Source organism: Priestia sp. YIM B13489, assembly GCF_042787645.1.
GTDB lineage: Bacteria > Bacillota > Bacilli > Bacillales > Bacillaceae_H > Priestia > Priestia megaterium.
Genome location: NZ_JBHZOQ010000053.1, coordinates 2,494,535 through 2,512,284, shown reverse-complemented (window position 1 = coordinate 2,512,284; position 17,750 = coordinate 2,494,535). Strand labels below are relative to the sequence as shown.

The 17,750-nt window shown below is 30.5% G+C and carries 11 protein-coding genes and 1 pseudogene; 6 read left to right on the top strand and 6 right to left on the bottom strand.

Annotated features, from left to right (window positions below):
• The first annotated feature begins 36 nt into the window (after positions 1–36).
• The 6 genes from ACFX4W_RS18600 to ACFX4W_RS18575 all read left to right on the top strand — a co-directional run bounded on the left by ACFX4W_RS18600 (position 37) and on the right by ACFX4W_RS18575 (position 9,779).
• On the top strand, positions 37–921 hold the full coding sequence (locus tag ACFX4W_RS18600; protein WP_377559915.1) for a 5'-3' exonuclease: 885 nt from the start codon (positions 37–39) through the stop codon (positions 919–921).
• A gap of 32 nt (positions 922–953) precedes the next feature.
• The gene (locus tag ACFX4W_RS18595; RefSeq protein WP_377559914.1) at positions 954–2,264 is read left to right on the top strand and encodes a hypothetical protein; all 1,311 of its coding nucleotides are present in this window, start codon (positions 954–956) and stop codon (positions 2,262–2,264) included.
• Complete coding sequence (locus ACFX4W_RS18590; RefSeq protein ID WP_377559912.1) at positions 2,261–5,032, top strand: hypothetical protein; 2,772 nt, start codon at positions 2,261–2,263, stop codon at positions 5,030–5,032. Before ACFX4W_RS18595 ends, ACFX4W_RS18590 begins: the two co-directional genes overlap by 4 nt.
• Before the next feature lie 20 nt (positions 5,033–5,052).
• Positions 5,053–6,843, top strand: a complete 1,791-nt coding sequence (locus ACFX4W_RS18585) for a hypothetical protein (protein ID WP_377559910.1) — start codon at positions 5,053–5,055, stop codon at positions 6,841–6,843.
• A gap of 3 nt (positions 6,844–6,846) precedes the next feature.
• A complete protein-coding gene (locus ACFX4W_RS18580) occupies positions 6,847–7,656 on the top strand; it encodes a restriction endonuclease subunit S domain-containing protein (protein WP_377559909.1) in 810 nt (269 codons plus the stop codon).
• 380 nt (positions 7,657–8,036) lie between these two features.
• Positions 8,037–9,779, top strand: coding sequence for a hypothetical protein (locus ACFX4W_RS18575; protein ID WP_377559907.1), 1,743 nt, complete (start codon positions 8,037–8,039; stop codon positions 9,777–9,779).
• A 157-nt stretch (positions 9,780–9,936) separates the two neighbouring features.
• On the opposite strand, the gene ACFX4W_RS18570 is transcribed toward ACFX4W_RS18575, so the two are convergent.
• The 6 genes and pseudogenes from ACFX4W_RS18570 to ACFX4W_RS18545 form a co-directional block, all read right to left on the bottom strand.
• On the bottom strand, positions 9,937–11,580 hold the full coding sequence (locus ACFX4W_RS18570; RefSeq protein WP_377559905.1) for a hypothetical protein: 1,644 nt from the start codon (positions 11,578–11,580) through the stop codon (positions 9,937–9,939).
• Between the two features lie 1,779 nt (positions 11,581–13,359).
• A pseudogene (locus ACFX4W_RS18565) lies at positions 13,360–14,121 on the bottom strand (AAA family ATPase); the annotation flags it as partial.
• A gap of 104 nt (positions 14,122–14,225) precedes the next feature.
• Positions 14,226–14,873, bottom strand: a complete 648-nt coding sequence (locus ACFX4W_RS18560) for an ABC-three component system middle component 4 (RefSeq protein ID WP_377559903.1) — start codon at positions 14,871–14,873, stop codon at positions 14,226–14,228.
• The gene (locus ACFX4W_RS18555; RefSeq protein ID WP_377559901.1) at positions 14,870–16,384 is read right to left on the bottom strand and encodes a hypothetical protein; all 1,515 of its coding nucleotides are present in this window, start codon (positions 16,382–16,384) and stop codon (positions 14,870–14,872) included. Before ACFX4W_RS18555 ends, ACFX4W_RS18560 begins: the two co-directional genes overlap by 4 nt.
• Before the next feature lie 486 nt (positions 16,385–16,870).
• Positions 16,871–17,122, bottom strand: a complete 252-nt coding sequence (locus ACFX4W_RS18550; RefSeq protein WP_377559899.1) for a hypothetical protein — start codon at positions 17,120–17,122, stop codon at positions 16,871–16,873.
• A 120-nt stretch (positions 17,123–17,242) separates the two neighbouring features.
• Entirely contained in the window at positions 17,243–17,602 is a 360-nt protein-coding gene (locus ACFX4W_RS18545) for a GIY-YIG nuclease family protein (protein ID WP_377559896.1), read from the bottom strand.
• Between the last annotated feature and the right edge of the window lie 148 nt (positions 17,603–17,750).

Here is a 17,750-nt window from a genome sequence, read left to right as displayed (position 1 = left end):
GCAATGCGAAAATTGATTTTTTATAAGGAGCTAAGCATGAAAATACAAAAATTACTTTTAATTGATGGATTTAATTTATTAAGCAGAGGATATTTTGCTACCGCCTATGGAAAAAGTGAAGAACAATTGATAAGAAGTAGTAAAGGTGTGTATACAAACGCTTTAAGAATCTTCTTCCAAAAAACATTTAATCTTATCGCTAAACACGACATTACACATTTAGCAGTAGCCTGGGATGTAAAAAGGAACGAAACTGCTAGAAAGCTAAAGTACGATTTTTATAAATCAACACGTTCTGAGCTTCCTGAACCTTTGATTCAACAATACGAAATTTGCACGGAAATCCTAAGCAACATTGGAATACAACAAGTATCTATCCCTTCATATGAGGCAGATGATGTGATAGGAACACTATCTAAAATGTGGTGTTCAAGTTCATACGGAGAATGTTTAATTTATAGTAATGACAAGGATTTATTACAACTTCTTAGTGAGAATACCTCTCAAATAATTGCTTCTAAAAAAAATGGTGAAACAGTTTATTCCCTAAGACATTTTGAAGATGAGTATGGTATTACTTCAAGGCAATGGATTGATGTAAAAGCACTTTTAGGAGATACAAGTGATAATATCCCAGGCTGTCCGGGTGTTGGTGAAAAATCAGCTATACCTTTAGTTCAACAATACGGCTCATTAGAGAAAATTTACGAACAGATTGAAGAATTAGACAAAAAATTCAATCGTTATAAAAAGAAATTAATTGCAGGGAAAGATTCCGCTTATATTAGTAAAGAATTGTCAGCAATCGTTTGTGATATTGCTGAATTACACGAATTCCCATTTACCAAATTACTTTTAAACATTTCAAAAGAAACTTTGTTTAAAGAACTTAATGAATTAGAAATAAGAATAAAATACTGAATTCTAAATTTCAATACATTTGAGGTATAAACATGAGAGAAATCCAAGAAAAAGGTAAATACATCTACAGAGAAAAGTTTTTATATGAGTTTGATGATTACGGTGCTGAACAAGGGGAAGAAAGACACTACATTATTGCTGTAATAGATAAAAACGGCGTTGAATGTCCTCACCCAATAACGGATTTCTTAAGAAGTTATAGAAGTAAATCCATGTCTCTTGAGCGTGAAAGGCAAGTTGCAAGTACAGTCTGCCAGTTCTTGAATTTTTCTAGGAAAATGACAGTTCTAAATGATAAAGATTTTCAAAGTTTAAGGTATGAAGGTATATTTGGACTTAATTTTGAACATGCGTCTAGATTTTTAAGACATGCTGATGATAAAAAAAATCTTGCTGGACGAAGGGTTAAGAAAGATACAGTGGATAGAAAAGAAAAAGTATTAATAGACTTTTATATTTTCTTTCAGGAAAATGGAATAATAAGTCCTAATTTAACGGTACCTTCATATATTGACGAAAAAGGAAAGCGTAAATACAGCTCCCCCTTCGTGAGAACAAGAGGAGCTTATAACACTGAAGTTGTAAAAAAAGGGTTAAGAGATTTTGGTGAAAATCGGCAGCAATTGCTTGTTGAGTTAATTGATACAGCTCTAAGTTTAAAAAAAGGCAAGTCGATAGCGTTTGGCATGGCACTGCAAGCATTTGGCGGGTTAAGGCGCGGCGAAATTGTAAATCTCACTACAGGTAGTATACTTCATTCTGGTAATACTATAGTTGTAGATATTAAGGATAGACAAAATCATTTATTTAAGCATAAAAAAAATACGAAAAAAGAGGCTGTAAAGAAACCTAGGCTACAAGATGTATTACCAAGCGCATATATAAATAAAGTACGTGAAGCCCACAATAACTGGTTGAAATTACATAAATCAAAAGTCAAATTCATAGTTTCTGATTCTCTGTTTGTAAATAAATTAGGATACCCTATGTCTGGAAAAACTTACGAGACAACTTTCAAAAAAGTCGTTGAAGTATTTCTTAAACGATTGTTGGAGCAAAGACGCTACGAAGATTTTTCTTTTTTAACTTCAAAACCCATAAATACTCATACATTACGTGGTGTTTTCACTAACATATGTTTGGATGACCTTGGCATGAATGTACGAGAAACAGCAAATGCGCGTGGTGATAACTGGGATAAAACGGTTGTTGAATATATGGAAGAACTAACAGGAAAACAAAAGATGCAGCGAGCTATTGAACAGTTAGCGAACGCAGTAATTGATAATGAACATAGTAAAGATGTTATTGCCAATTGGAGAGATGGAGCTAATAAAATATGATATCATTTTATAAATTAAAAGCTGACTATGGTATATCTAACAAAAGAGCTAAAAATTTAATTAAATCGGGAAAATTGACTGTTATTAAACAGATAGAAAATAATACTTACATCTCAAAAGGTTCTTTAGAAGATTTTTTGCTGGAACAAGAATCAGTTCTTGAACAACATGTATTTTATGAGGAAATCCTAAAAGAATTTAATCTAATGCATCCAGGAAACTTATACAAATACATAAAAAATTATGAGCATCTTAACAAGCATTTCGAACAGGAGAAGGATTTTATGAAGATAGTTCAGCTACCTGCTCTATACTTTAACAATCCTAGCTCGCGTATCACTAGTTACTTCAGAAAAAGAGATGTGGAAATTTTTCGCACAGAATATATTACCCTTGTGGAAGCACGCAAAATAGCAAAGATTAATGATGGTTCAAGTTTTACTAAATGGTTGAAACGGAGGCCTTCCATCCAAATCTTTTCCTTTGGGAGTCTAAGACATCAGTCTTTTATAAGAAGAGATGCATTAGAAGAAGGCATCAACAAATTCCAGAGAAGCTCAACCTATAAAAGCAACTTTCCACCTATAGAGATTAATGGATATATGACGCAAAAGCAAGCCATTGAAAAGCTAAAGGTTTCTTTAACATTCTTTAGAGAGATTGTTGCTCAAGGCATATTAACCCCTACTCAACTTAATAAAAGAAATGTGCACTATTTTAAAGAAAAAGAAGTGTTAAGTCTTATTCAAAGAAGAAAAAAAGAATATGAACAATTAAGTAAATCTCATTACTCAAAGGATGAAGTGAAAGAGCTTTTTCCTGATGTAAACATAGATTCAATTAATCATGCAACTTATGTAAGAAAGATTCTTCTCCCCTCTTATTTAACCCCTTTTTATAAAAATAAATCAACAGGTGGAGTTGGAAAATGGTTATATCAAAAAGAAGACATCATTAGATACCTAGAAGAGAAACAGCGACGAGACTCTTTACATAATGAAGGCACAATGGATGCACCTATTGACGAATTTCGTAGGCGTTTAAATGTATTAAAAGTTTCTTTTTCAGAGAGTACTCCAATTACTGAAAAGCTTTGGTTTGAATACGCATTTGAAGTGTTAAAATCTAATGAAGGAAACCAAGATTATAGCATTATGAATACTATTCAAGCCCTCACTAGAGCAACTGAACTACTAGTAAAGTATTTAAAGAAAGAGATTTTTGAATATACTTCTAATCAAATTAATTTAAATCTTATGAACAACAACGAAGTATCTAGAAAAGCTAGGGGGTATATTTATCAGTACCTTATTTTCTTAAATAAAGTATTTTTAATGAAGAACAATTTCGCTAAGAATATTTTTAATTTTAATAAGATTGTTAATCCTTTGAGCCTTACTCATTCTAAGGCCCATGAAAAAAAGGTCTATACAACTGAAGAGTATACTTCTCTATTCTCTTTTGCTACCAATCTTGAAGAACATAAAAACAAAGCTATAGATGATGTTTTAAGGTTTATTGATAGTGGCTTTAAAATTAGGAACTATAACAGATATGACTCTGCATGGCTCTATGTATTGTTACACTTAAACAATGCATGGAGACACAGTGATTGTCTTCATATCCCTCGTATAAGCCTTGCTGGAACACAAATTCAAGATTTACACTGGCTAGTAGAAAATGATTTAAACGATGAAGATGTAAAAAGAATTATCTTTAGAATAAAAGCTGCTGATATGCTTGTTAGTAAAACTGGGAAGACTAGAAATTTTTTCTGCGCACCGAAAGTAGAAAGAGCCTTGGCAACTGCTATTGCTATTTGTGAACTTAGAACCCAAGCTTACAATGATACATCTGAAACAATTATATACAAGGTTAATGACGGTGCTCAGATGGCTCCTAAGGTAAAAAAAGAGTTCTTCAAGTACTTTAAAATAAAGAATTTTGATTTCCAAAATAGGGCCATGAATCGAACGCTAATTAGCTTGATAGCACGTATACAATCCGAAACAGGAGATAATAATGACTCGGAGTATATAAGAATCCTAAGAAGTCATATCAATTTTGAAACTACAAATATTTATATTGATATACCTCAAGAGCGAATGGACGAAATATCTCTACAATTATTTGATAGAGATATGTTCGGTCATATAGCAGATGTTTTATCCAATATAGTATTTGGAAAGACCAATATTGAAGCTCAGCAAACTAAGAACATAAAGAATATAAAGGATAATTTTGGAGACATTTATAAAATTGAAGAAACTGCATTATTTCTCAATTCAGTTCAAGAAGTAAGAAATAATGCTTCCCAAGAATTTTTAAAAAGCAATAAAGAGTACAAAGATATTATAGAGAGTATTATAAAGAAAATGCCTCATTCAGAAGCAAAAAATTTATATAATAAAGTTATTACTGGACAAATGCCTAGTAAGAAGAAACACTACCAATGTATAGTTTCAGAAGACAATTGTAAATTCCCAGGTAGAGATTGCGAGACTTGTCCACTGTCAATACCACATTTTTATGCTCTCTCTTCTCTTATAGAACGAATTTTCAATAAAGTCGCACAAATAGAAAAATCCTTATTGAAAGACCTACCAAAAGCCGAAAAAGTAAGACTAGCAAACTGGTTAGCCCTTGATTTACAGCTTCTAAAACATGCCCAAGTAAAGTACGGAAAACAGGAAATAGCAATGTTTGCTACGGGAATTAACGAAAAACTAAAGATTATAAACCCTATTCGGCAATTCCAAACAATTTAAAAAAGAAGTGAGGAGCAATTGTGAACATTGATAAACTAGCTGCTAAGCAACTAATAGACATAGATATTGAACTCGACATTGAAACAGAAGAAATATTCGATTATCAAAACACAGTGAAAGACTCCATAGCTCTTATAGAGAATCTTAAAACGGACGCAGATTTTGTGAAAGTTTTAGAATTTGAATTAGATACATGGGTGTTTGTAAACTATATTAGTGGACATGAAGAAGTTATTGACTTTAGTTTTGTAAATGAATCACTAGGGTTTATTAAGCACGTTGACATTCCTGAGCTTAAAAACGTTTTAAAATGTTGGGTTATTCATCGGCTTACCAAGGATGAACTTTCCCCAAATACCGTGAAGGCTTATTTTAACCATTTAAAGGAAGCACTTATTATGTCTCTCGTATTTAGTGATGAGGCATTTGAAACATATTATGAATATCTGAATGAGTTAAAGTTAGCTGATGGCCCTAAGAGACAAAAAATAGTTTCGGTTTTAAACTTTATATCTTTTTACCATGAATTAAGTTTAGAAGCTCAGTACACTTTTAAATTATATCGGATGCTGAATAATTTAAAAATGCTTCGAAGAACAAGACTTATACCATCAGGACTGGACATTTTAAAATTTTCTAAAATACTGGAAGATTTTTTTGATACTGTCGATAAGGGCAGTGATGAATACATACACTATCTCCCCTTGTTGCTTTGGTGGAAAATAACTACCGTTATTCCTTTAAGACCATTTGAATTTTGCGGTATAACTCCAGATTGTTTTAAATATCATGAGGGAATATGCTATTTAAAGTTACCTCGTTTAAAAGGTTCCAGAAAGAAAAAGTCAAAGCAAAAGAAGAAAATAGACAAAATTGCTATTCCAGGGCATATTGAGAATCTTATTCAAGAGTATTTAAGTAAGATAGAACCTTACAAGCACGTAGGGCGAAAGACTTTAATATCTCGTCTAGTTTATGAGAAAACACTACCTTTTACCAATAAAGCAGGTTTTAGAAAAAGAGATAATGATTCTTTTCTTACCCCTGATTTGGCAACTCTAATAGAAAGATTTTATGCTAGAATTGTCTTGGAAGTTTATCAATTAAGTTATAGTAACCTCCCGCCAGTAGGTAAAAAGCCTAAAATGAGGGTCAAAGAGAAGAAATTTGAACTAATTAGAGTGCGTTCTATAGATACAAGACACATAGCCTTTATTAACATGCTAGCTCAAGGCTGGAGCAAACCTGAAATTGCAAGATTTGGGGGTCACCTTTTACTAGAAACACAAGAAGGCTATCAAAATCATCAGGAATATTGGATTGAAGAAGAAACACGAAAAATGATGCAAAAATTTAGGTTAGGCATCAAAATATCTTCAGATGAGAATAATAGCGAAGTAATGGTAAATAAGGATAGCTTCTCTTTGTCTATGCGCTTAGACGCTGAGTTTAAAAAGAAATTTATCATAAGGCCTCCAATGACTAAAGTCGAAAATAAGTTGGAGCTAGGTTTTTGCACCGACCCTCTTCAACGATGTGAGTCTCACTGTCTTCAGTGTAACTCTTGGCGAATTTCTAAAGAAGAATTTGATGAAAAAAAAGAAGAACTTTATCTTTATATCAAACAATGTGATGACAATATAAGCGATTGCTTTGCTTTTCTAAAAGATTTACAAAGGTTCGTTTTCCAAGACGAATTGAATGATGAAATTGCTTCAAAAATTTTGTCTACCCAAAAAAAAATCAATAACGAAATTTTCAAACGCGCATCAACGCTATATAACCTAGAAAAAAATGGTTTGGGGGTGTAAAGATTGGCCAACAAGTCTAGATTATACGGAAAAGAAGTTATTCAAGAAATTATCCATCGGTACCTTGAAGAAAATGATATTAAAGGAGAAATTGAATATAGCAATGTCCGAGACTATGCATTCAATTTACGGGAAGAAAATGACCCAATTTTCACAAGAAAGATGTATTATCAGTTAGTAAATCAGGCCACCGGGGAAATATCTGAAAAGATTTATAAAAATATTAAACTAAGTGATGACTTTTGGAGAAAGAAACAATATCAAGGAAGACAGTTAATAGATGAGGTAAATGAATTGATGTCAAAAACTGTTGCCGCAACAAAGAAAAGGCAGGTTTTTATACCCAATATCGATTTCATCTTAGAAACGCACAAAAACAACTTTTCTCAATTAAAGCTTCAACTAAAACCTTTAGAAGAGCAATTAAAAACTAGTATTAAAAACGAAGAAATTTTAGAAAATAAGATTGAAAAACTTCAACAAGAGATACAAAAATTAAAATTAAAAAACAATGAAGTTCTTAACCAAAACAGTAAATTACAAGACTCTCTATATAAAATGTTCGAATATAGCGTATCGAAAGACACCCCTTTAGAAAATCAATTAAATACTGGAAAAGGAAAAACAAAAAGAGTAGAACAAGCCCTAAAAGAGGCATTTTGTGATGACCCAACTGCTTTTTACTTAAAATTCAAAAATAGTACTCCCCTTATAGAAAATGACGAACTAGTGTCTAATATAGAATCTTACAGAGCAAAAAAAAATGATACAAGAAAATTGCCAACTTATGATGATGAATATGACTTTGAATAATGCTGCCTAAAAATCCCAGGGTCAATGTCTATTCCAAAAATTTCTTTTTATTTACTAGCTTTTTCAGTAAGAGGTTAATTCATATCTTGTCATAGACTTATGACTCCTTTTATATTTTAGACTATATTCTTATTAAAACATTCTAAAGCAAACAATCATACATAAAAATCATTGTTTGCTTTAGGAAGAACCTTTAAAGTCCTTTAACAAATCCTTCAAGCGACTAGAAATATAGACAAAAACTTATTTCTATCATGTATTTGCAATACTATATTAGATTCTCTTATCTTCTTTTAGTTCTCTAATAAGTTCATTAAATAAAAATAAAAAATCAACATTTAATTTCACAAAATTGTTTGCGTAAAGGTGGCTTAACACTATTGATTACTAATGGAAAAATAAACAACATAAATAAGAAAGAAATTGTGAATAATATGTTTGCATATTCAAATATTCTTTTGAAAAAAGATAATATACTAGAACTCGATAAAGACAAAATTATACACGATTTCTTTCTTGAAATTTTTAATATTAATACTTCTATAACACCCTTTCCTGAATTAAGGAATTTCTTTGTAGACTTTTTTTCATACACAAAGATTGATTACCCTCATGAAAAAGAAGAGTTTTACACCTACCTTTTTAAAGATATTATTAGATTGTCGAATACTCCTCAATATGAGTTTTCAAAAGTGAAAAGTGTGATACAAGATACACTTACGCTCATTGATAACGTAAGGATATACAATCAAGATTTCGAAGAAAAATTAAACACAGAAAGAGGCAATTACTATACTAGAATTGAATCAATAAATAGAGATATTACTAATTATAAAAAAAAATTTAAAGATTATAATTTCTTGATTAAAGAAAAGAAACTAATAACACATGAGTTACTTCCAGCCATAAAGTCTAAAATTGAAGAATGTAGATATTATCATAAGTTAGTCGAACAAGAAATATCCAAAATAAGGAATTTGGATATTGCAGCTTTAGCTCTTATCAAAGCAAAAGAAGCTAACTCAAAGTATAAGTATCAATTTTCTTATATACAAGAAAATGAGGACTATTACAAAACTGGATATGATTATTCAATCACAATAAAATTCACTAAAGAGCTTTTTTCTTTTATAAATACTTACGAAAAAACTTATGCCACTAATAAACAAGAAGCAGAAACCTTACTTAAAAACTATAGATATTCTAGTTATAAGTTAGAAAAAATAAAAAGTGAGAACATTAATAATTATAAAGAAATTTTGTTTAATTATATTAAAGAATCAGAAGTGATTAAATATATAGAAACTGGCACGAAAGATAATCATGTTTTAAACAAAAGATATTCAGTAATAAAAAGTGCAGTAAATGCTTTTAAAAATAAAGACTATCTTGGCTTTATGAATATAGCTCCTATTCAGATTGAAGGTATCTTTTTTGATATGTGTGATGAATTTGAAATTATCCCAGATGAGTTAAGTAGTTATAGCTTAACTACGAAAGTTAATGAAATAGGGACTCGGGTTCCTGAATATGATGAAAAGCCTTATTTCTTGTTTCATTTTCCTTTAATAAGAAACAAGGTTGCCCATGGACTATTTTTGCAAGTTGAGAACATTGAAGTGCTCGCATTTGAAATGCTATTGGACCTACAGTACTTGGTTTACGTAATGAATGAAAAAGAATACATACCTTATGTAGAGCCTCTAAATTTCGTGAAAAAATTCAAAAAGAAACATAATGCAGATTCTCTTGAAAAGATATACAATACAAAGTACGAAAACATCCGAATATTCAGTTGGTTAAATACTAAAAGTTACGAAAAAAGGATAAAGTGGATTTTAAACCCCTCGTATGATTATATTTATGAATTTTATGAATCGGAAGATTTAATGAGCGTTATAATAGAAATTAGAAATTTAATTCACTCGAAAGACTTCTTAAGCTTTGTAAAAGAAAAATACATGCAAGAAAAGAAACAAGATGCTTTCTATCCAAATCAGAGTAATAAATTCTTAAAAAGATGGGAAAAAATAATTTCTTTACTGTTAATATATCTAAAAGAACATAATGAGGAACAAAGAAAGACTATTATTAAATTTAAACGAGAACTAAAGAAATCGTAATTTTTAATTCAGTCTACAAAACCCCTAAAAATGTTTCAGTTAGTGCAACTGTAGTAATAACTGAACAATCAATCACGTTACTAGCTATAGACGAGGGGGAAGAAAATATTCTCCCCCCTTCAATACTAAGCTTCAACCATATGGTAATGGTAGAATTTTATGACCTTAAAATTTTATCGTAAGTAAAATAAAATATGTTTTCATTCTCTTTCTCTATTTGTTCCCCATAAAAGTTAGGTCTACCGGTAACTAAATATGTAGAAACCTTGTACGAGCCAGGCTCTAATCCCCAAGCATTAATTACATCTGTTACATTTGCTTTAAACCATTCCGCACGAGCTTTTATTTTTGGAATATCTTCAAGAATTTTTTTATCTTTTTTTAACATATCTAGGTTACTAATAGCTGGTTTGTAATATTTAATCTCCATCAACACTATAATTTTATTTTTAGTATCTACACAAACTGCATCGATATCTCCTAAATCCATATTACTTTTGCTGACAATTTTTTTCTTTATTCCTTTTCCAATTACAGTTTTAAAATTTACAAGTGGTACATTTTTTTGTTGAGTAGGAACAAAATATTCTTCTTTAATGGCAAAATGCTCAGCAATTTTCATTCCAATTAAATACGCTATATTTTCTTGTGCTTTTTTAAATACCTTAGTTGCAGATTGGCCAAAAATATCCTGAATAAAGTGGTCAGATGATGCAATGTTTTCAAACATTGTCATGCTATTTAATGAATCTGCTGTTCCAATTGCTAACATGTTTTCATATTCAAAGAGAAACTTATAGTCCATGTGAGAATTAGATGGATTATCTACATCACTTTCTTTATAAGAAGGTTTATACGATAGGTATTTAATTATATTTGATAATTTCTCCTGATTGAATAAACCATTTAATTGTTCCTTGAAAATAAATGTTACTCTCATAAATTTATCTTTTGTTAAGGGAAAAATATCGAATAGCTGTTTTTCTTTCTCTGCAATAGAAATAATTGATTCCCTAAATTGATGTAGGTCTTGAAATGAAAATCCAAATAATTTTTCAAGCTCATCATTCACTGTTTTTTTAACTGTATCTATATGGATTTTTCTTTGCTCTAAAAATTTAATAATTGCAGGGTTTTCAAATTTTATTTCTTCAGGTTTTTGAAGTTCTTCTACTTCAAAGTACTGATGGTACCATGCAAGGTAATTATTTTCTAGCCTAAGCTTAAGCATGTCTGGTAAAGAGGATTCCCATCCAAATATACGAGTATTAAGTATATTACTTTCAATTTTATCGATTTCTTCTGAAATCACAAATGCAGATATAAAATTAGTCTCGTCTACTATCCCATCTTCACTAAACATCTCTTGTTCCAGAGACTCAATCAAATTAGAAAATACATGGGAAATATTCCTAACCCGAGTTGCAGCCCAATAATCATTTGGCTCAAGAATTATTTTCCAAGTTGCCAATTCTCTTAAACCTAACATCATAAACAAAAGGTCATCTTTAGGGTAACCTTTTATACACAACTTAAATTGGCTAATTAAATATTCCCTCATACTTACTGCTCCATCAATTTGGTCTGTTTTTCCGTCTCTGTCATGAATAAAAGGATTATATATTCTTTGATGTATATTTTTAAAGTAAACATCTTCATTGCTATCAACTTCCCAATAAGCAATACAGGCAATTCTAAGAGTACCTCTTAAATAGAAATAAAATGCGCAATGAGGACAGCTTTTTTCCCAGCTTTCCTCCACTTCTAAATTCATTTGTTTTTTGCAATTAGGACATTCCATGTGAGAATATACCTCCTATATTAATTATTTTTTATACAATTTCCACTTCAATATCTCAATGCATATATCTTGTTAATTAACTCACTAGAGTACTTTTAGAAAATTATTGAACTTGAACGCCATATTTTCTGGAACTTCCTATATTCTTTTATATTAGGGTTCTTTCAATATTTTATTAAACTACCTCAACATTTTTTTATTTTATTAATCAGTTTAAAGATTTCTACCCAACTACTAACCTATTATCTTATAGCAATACTACTGCTCATACGTTCTTTAGGACTATTAAATTAATAAAACTCGATACGAATAACACAATTTGATTAAAGTTTAATAACCAACATTCCTACTAAAAGTTTAGTTCATAATCATTATCTATCGGATATTATCGTTGGACGAGTTAATTGAATTACCTTTTATAGAAAAAAACTTTCTAAAAATTTAGAAAGTTTTTCGGTAGCACTTAAACTTTAATTTAATTAAAATACTCTAATGTTATTACAGAATATTATATACACCTCTGTTATATAATATTGTTAAAAATATTTAAATGACTTAATTATTAAGTAATTAACTGTTTGTCATTTCTTTAATTAGATAGTTTTCGCTATTTAAATGTAGTTGAATGTTTTTATCCTCAAACGAACCTTTTGCTGATGATGCTAAAATCACTTGGAATTGATGAGGATAAGTTTTTTGAAGATTGTACAATTCCCTCAAAAAAGCGTTAAAAGTCTCAATATCTAAATTTTGTTGTCTTGGCTCATCCAAAATTAATAAAAGGGGGTGATTAGTGTCTTCCTTAAACTTTAGAGCTGTTTCTAATAATGCAGTATAATACGATAGCATTATACGAATTAAACCACTACTTGAGGTAATATTGTATAAATTCATTCCTTCTATTTTTGGACTGTAGTCTTTTGTATCAATTTTAATATTACTATATATTTTCTCAGCAACTGTTTCTTGCACTTGCTCTTTTGTACTCTTTTTCTTGAGGTCTTCCTTAATTTCCTTAATTCGCTTCTCTTCAAAACCAAACCTTAAAAAATCCATGTTTGTTAGCGATTTTTTGAATTTTTTTTCAAAAAATCGGATTTTTCTTTTATCATCATCCTGCTTACTTAGAGCATTTCTTTTTTGGGCTCTTAGCTCTTCTATTTTTGTTTGCACTACCTTCTTTTCTTTTATTATTTTTTCATACTTCGAAATTATTTCTCTGTCCTTTTCTAATTCTTTAGAAGAATTGGATATTCTACCTACTTCTCTTGAATAGTAAACATATTGTTCTAAATTCTTTGGCTTTAATAATTCATCGTATTCATCCATTTGGTTTTTAATTTCTTTAAGTTCAAAACGTGCGGCAGTGAGCTTTCCTTCGGTTTCTTCCATTGCTTCCTTCTTTAATTCTAAGAGCCTTTTAAAATCAGACAGCTCATCCTTTAGATATTCTAATGTTGATGAAGTGTTATCTACACTTTGCATCTCACTACCACATAAACTACAATGGTCTGTTGAGATTTCCAAATCCTCATCTAAATTGAGGTTATTTAGGCATCTAGGACACTTGGTAATAGGAAGCTTACCAATTAATTTCTTTGCAGTTTTTAATTTATCATTTTTCTCAATATCAAATTTAATTTTGTTAATATAGTATTCATATTCAGCGATTTCCCTATTCAAGAGATTTAGCGATTGTTCATATCTTTTAACAATTAAATTAGCTTGTTTAAATTGGGCACGGATGGAGCTTAAAACATTATCTACTACTTGTCTGCCTTCTTCCAATCGGGAGAGCTTTTCTTGTAACTCTTGAATTATCTCTTGATTTTTTATAATTTCGTTTTCAATATCTATCGTATTATCATATTTCAATAAATTAACGACTTCTTTCAAATCCTTAATAGAATTTGTTTTTTGCCTAAGCTGACTTTGGTATTGTTCTAATAAAGAGTCATATTTGGCTACATGCGAAGAGGAGAGTTTCATAATAACCTCAAAGGCTGTTTCTTTTACGGCTTTAATCGTATACCTTGGATTATTTGCCTGTATATCTGTCCATGCATCTTGTATAACAATAAAAAGAGGAATTAAATTCTGCATGTAAAATATTAACCCTTCTTCCTTGTTCTCTTCTGTTATTTTTCTAATAGGGTCTATATTTAAAAATGAGAATAAAAATTCTTGATAGGTCTTATTACCAATTAAATTCCTATCTTTAGTCATTTTAAAGTGTTCTTTTAATGGAGCTTTTTCCGACAAAGATTTCCCACTGTCATTTTCCTCTAAATGAACATCATAAAAGATAATAGCTGCCTCTTCGCTATCCATTGCATCTCTTAAAACAACTACTCTTTGCTGTTGGTTATACAACTGAATATAAACTTGAGCACTTTTAACACGGTCTCCTAAAAATGTTTCTAGGATAGTATCATAATTTATTGGACGTTTTTTCTTACCGTATATATCTTCGCCCTTCAAAGCATAAACGATACTATTTATCAAAGTTGATTTTCCAAAAGTATTTTTCCCATAAATCATACTAATTTCTTGGATAGTACCATTATTTAAAAAACTTACATATCTCCCGTACTCTTTACCACTTTCTCCTATGATTTTTATCTTAACTGCTTCTATAAACATTATTATTCACCTGCATTACCTAAGATTAATTTTGGGAAGTGCTCTCTTACAAACTGCTCTACTGTTTGATTTTGTGTATTTTTTTTAAAGAGTGCGTTTATAGCTTCCATTCTTTTTACCCAAATAGGTTCTTCTTTTTTTATTTCTTGAGCTATCTCTATTCCAAGGTTGGTTAATGTAATACAAAAAGCTTTTTGACTCTTATTAAAATATGAATAATTAACAGCAATTAAATCTTTACTCACCATATAATTTAGGATATTGGGATATTTATGGTCCCATGGCCCTCTTATGTATTGAACCATTGGTGAAAAAGCTTCTTCTGTTTCATAACTTTTTATTTCTAAATTCTTTATGTAGGCCTTTTTATTCTTTATTACTAATGCTTTTTCCAAATAAAAAGGGTATCTAATCAAAAAATCATAAAATGAAAACTTACCTCGGCCATATATAGTATAACTATTAAAGTACCCTGGTTTTAAGATACCACAAGTAAGAATCAGTAATAAAATTCGATAAGCATGTAAATCAAAATCATCCTCCGGATGTTGATAATCTTTTTGTTCTTTTAAAGGCACTGTCTCCATTTTCAGCTCATGATTACGCAAGTAGTTGAAGAACTTTTTCAGTGAGTTATTCTCTTCCATCATCCTATTCGAGCCTCCTTATGCCATTTCAATGAACATTTTGCTGCCATGTGAAACATCTGTCCCGTGACAATATCCGAATCTATTTTAATTCCATTTTTGACCATCTCAAAATTAAACTCCTCTAGAAGTGCTTCCAATTTATCTTGTAGTTCCAAGTAAACGTCGTTAGAATCTACATAAGATGCTTTAGATAATGCCATAGTATGTCGTGTACACAGCAATTGAACTTTTGTTTCCAACTTTTTAATAGCTGAATACGCATTACTCGAATTTAAATGTAACTCTTCAAGATAGATAAGGTAACGGCACCGATATTCTGTACCCATTTCTAAAAAAGAGATTTTCGTGTCTAAATCAGTATTTTCCATATTGTCTATTTTTACTTTCAATTTACTTTGATGGTCATTTTTTTCATTATAAAGAAAAGCTTGTATCACCTCTTCCTCTTTATGAGGGAGCCCTACAAATGCATATTCCTCCAAATAACTTCTTTGAGGATTAATAGTGCCTAGTTCATCAATTTTCTTCTCTAGCTTATCTAAGTGACCATGTACCCCATTAAAACCCTCTCTCAAGCTCTTTTCCCATTCTTCCATTAATTCCTTTGATATTCGTTCTTTTATCTCATCATCAGTTTCTTTTAAAATCTGCTCGAACAAGTCATTATTTAGCATCCTTTCTGATTCCTCTTCATTTGTTGCCTTTTTACTAACCTCTGTAAGTAATCGGCAGAAGTAAATGTTAGGGTCATTTTCTGCTCTTAAAATATTGCGCAAAACGCTTAATGCCTCTGCTTCAAGTACCTTTAAGCTGTCTTCTGCTTTTATTCGTTTAAATTCCCATTCTACACGATTGACAAAGTTTTTAAGATTCTCATTGTCCATTATTTCTGCTTTTAATTCTTGCAGATATAAAAAGTATTCTTCTAGTTCCGTTTCCCATTTATCAATTTTCCCTCTATATTCCTCTATCTTTGCGCTATTTTTTTCCTGAGGAATTTTCTTTTGATTGTCCTTTATATTTTTCCGAAGAGATGACTCTTTTGTTATTTTAGCTTTTTCCAATTCCTCCAAAAGGATTTCCTTAGTTTTTGAAATACTTTCCTCCATGAGGTCAGGATGTAAATCTAGGCGGCCTGCTTCAAGAGACCATTTAGACAAGAGTTTGTCATTGCGGGATATAGATGTATTAGTTTCAAAGGCAAAAACCCCTTCATAATCATCATTCATTAAAAACAAAATAAAAAAGTTATACAAAGACTTTTTCACATCTTCGTGTTTCAAGCTTAAAACTGCACCATAACACTTTAATTGAGTATAATTAATATTTTTTAAGTTTTCTTCACTCTCTTTTATGTCATCTTCTACTTCACAATAAATATTCATATTTTTGTTGTGGCGATAATTGTTTATCCATAAGACGAGGGTCTTTAGATATTGATAAATAAATCCCCTGTTAGGACCAACAGCATCTGTAGGTTTCTTAAAAATTATAAGTTTGTTCTTCTCCATTAAAAGCAACCCCCAAAAGGTTATCAAATTGGTATTTTTTTCACTATTCTATCATATAACACGTATTTTTTTCCTAATTTACCTTTAATTTTTTCCAAATAACAATAAATTTTTCCTGTGTAAATTGTTTTATATTCTCCAACCTACTAATCTTTCTTTTTAAAAAAACATTAGTTTGCAATAGTAATCTTTCAAGTTCAAACCTTTTATTTTCGAAATACTATTAAGCAGGTATAAGTTCACAATGAATCCTGTACGTAACAGTTGTATATAGAGATACTTATGAAAATTCGTTCGATGCTTCATCAAAAAATCATTATAAATAGATTCTTTAACTTAATTCATCTATACGAAAAATTTGTATAGAAATCAACTTAAGAAGCCTCCTGATTTTGGAAAACCAGGAGGCTTCTATTAAATATCGCTTAACAAAATAAATAAATTCTACACTTCATATACTACTACTCGCCCATTAAAGTAAGCAGCTTATAACCTGTTAGTATACAATTTCATTTCCCAAGTAGTAATACTGTAAAAACCCTTGTCGATATTGTCTTTTTCTCTTTTTAAATGCTCAACTAACGCTTTTGGATAGTGGGAAGTATTATGGTCAGGTTTAACATCATCATTAGGACTATATAAGTTAACAGTAAACATAGCCTTTTTAATATAATCCATCCCTACACAACAAAGAAATGAGGTAGAACCTAATCGAAAAACAAACATAATTCGATACATGAATGAAGCTCCTCCTTTTGTTAATAGAGCTTTTCCTACTTTTTCAAGCTCTTTTACAAGCCTTTATTTTCCTTTTATATTCAAACCCGTTGAATATAACTTTTCTACTCATTATCAGATTTATTTAGGGTAAGCAGCATAGCGTACCAACCTTTTGTTAATTATTCCTGACGGAAAAATGTGTGGAGAAGCTTGTATGAGAAGTAATTCTGCTTCTCTTAACAATGTTTGATTCGCATGGGGAATAACAGCTAATACTTTTACAACTAAATAATTTTTATTGAAAGCATATTGAAGTTCAATACTATGATGTTTACCACTTAACAACAAACTTCTGTGAGCAGCTATCCTCGCTCGCAAATCCCTACTGCATCCTATGTAAACTTTATCATTTTGTCGGTTGGCTAAAATATAGACACCTGCCTCTCTTGGGAACTCTGCATTTTGTGTATACTTTAAAAGCTTTTCATTTTTGCTCATTAAACCCCATCTCCTTTACAATTTTAGGAAAACAATAACTTAACTTATATGTGTTCCACAACTTTCTCTCACCAGAAAAGTCTTAAAGGAAACCTACCCCATGCTCCAAGAACCCCTATTACCAGTAATTCTCTCGACGTAAATAATT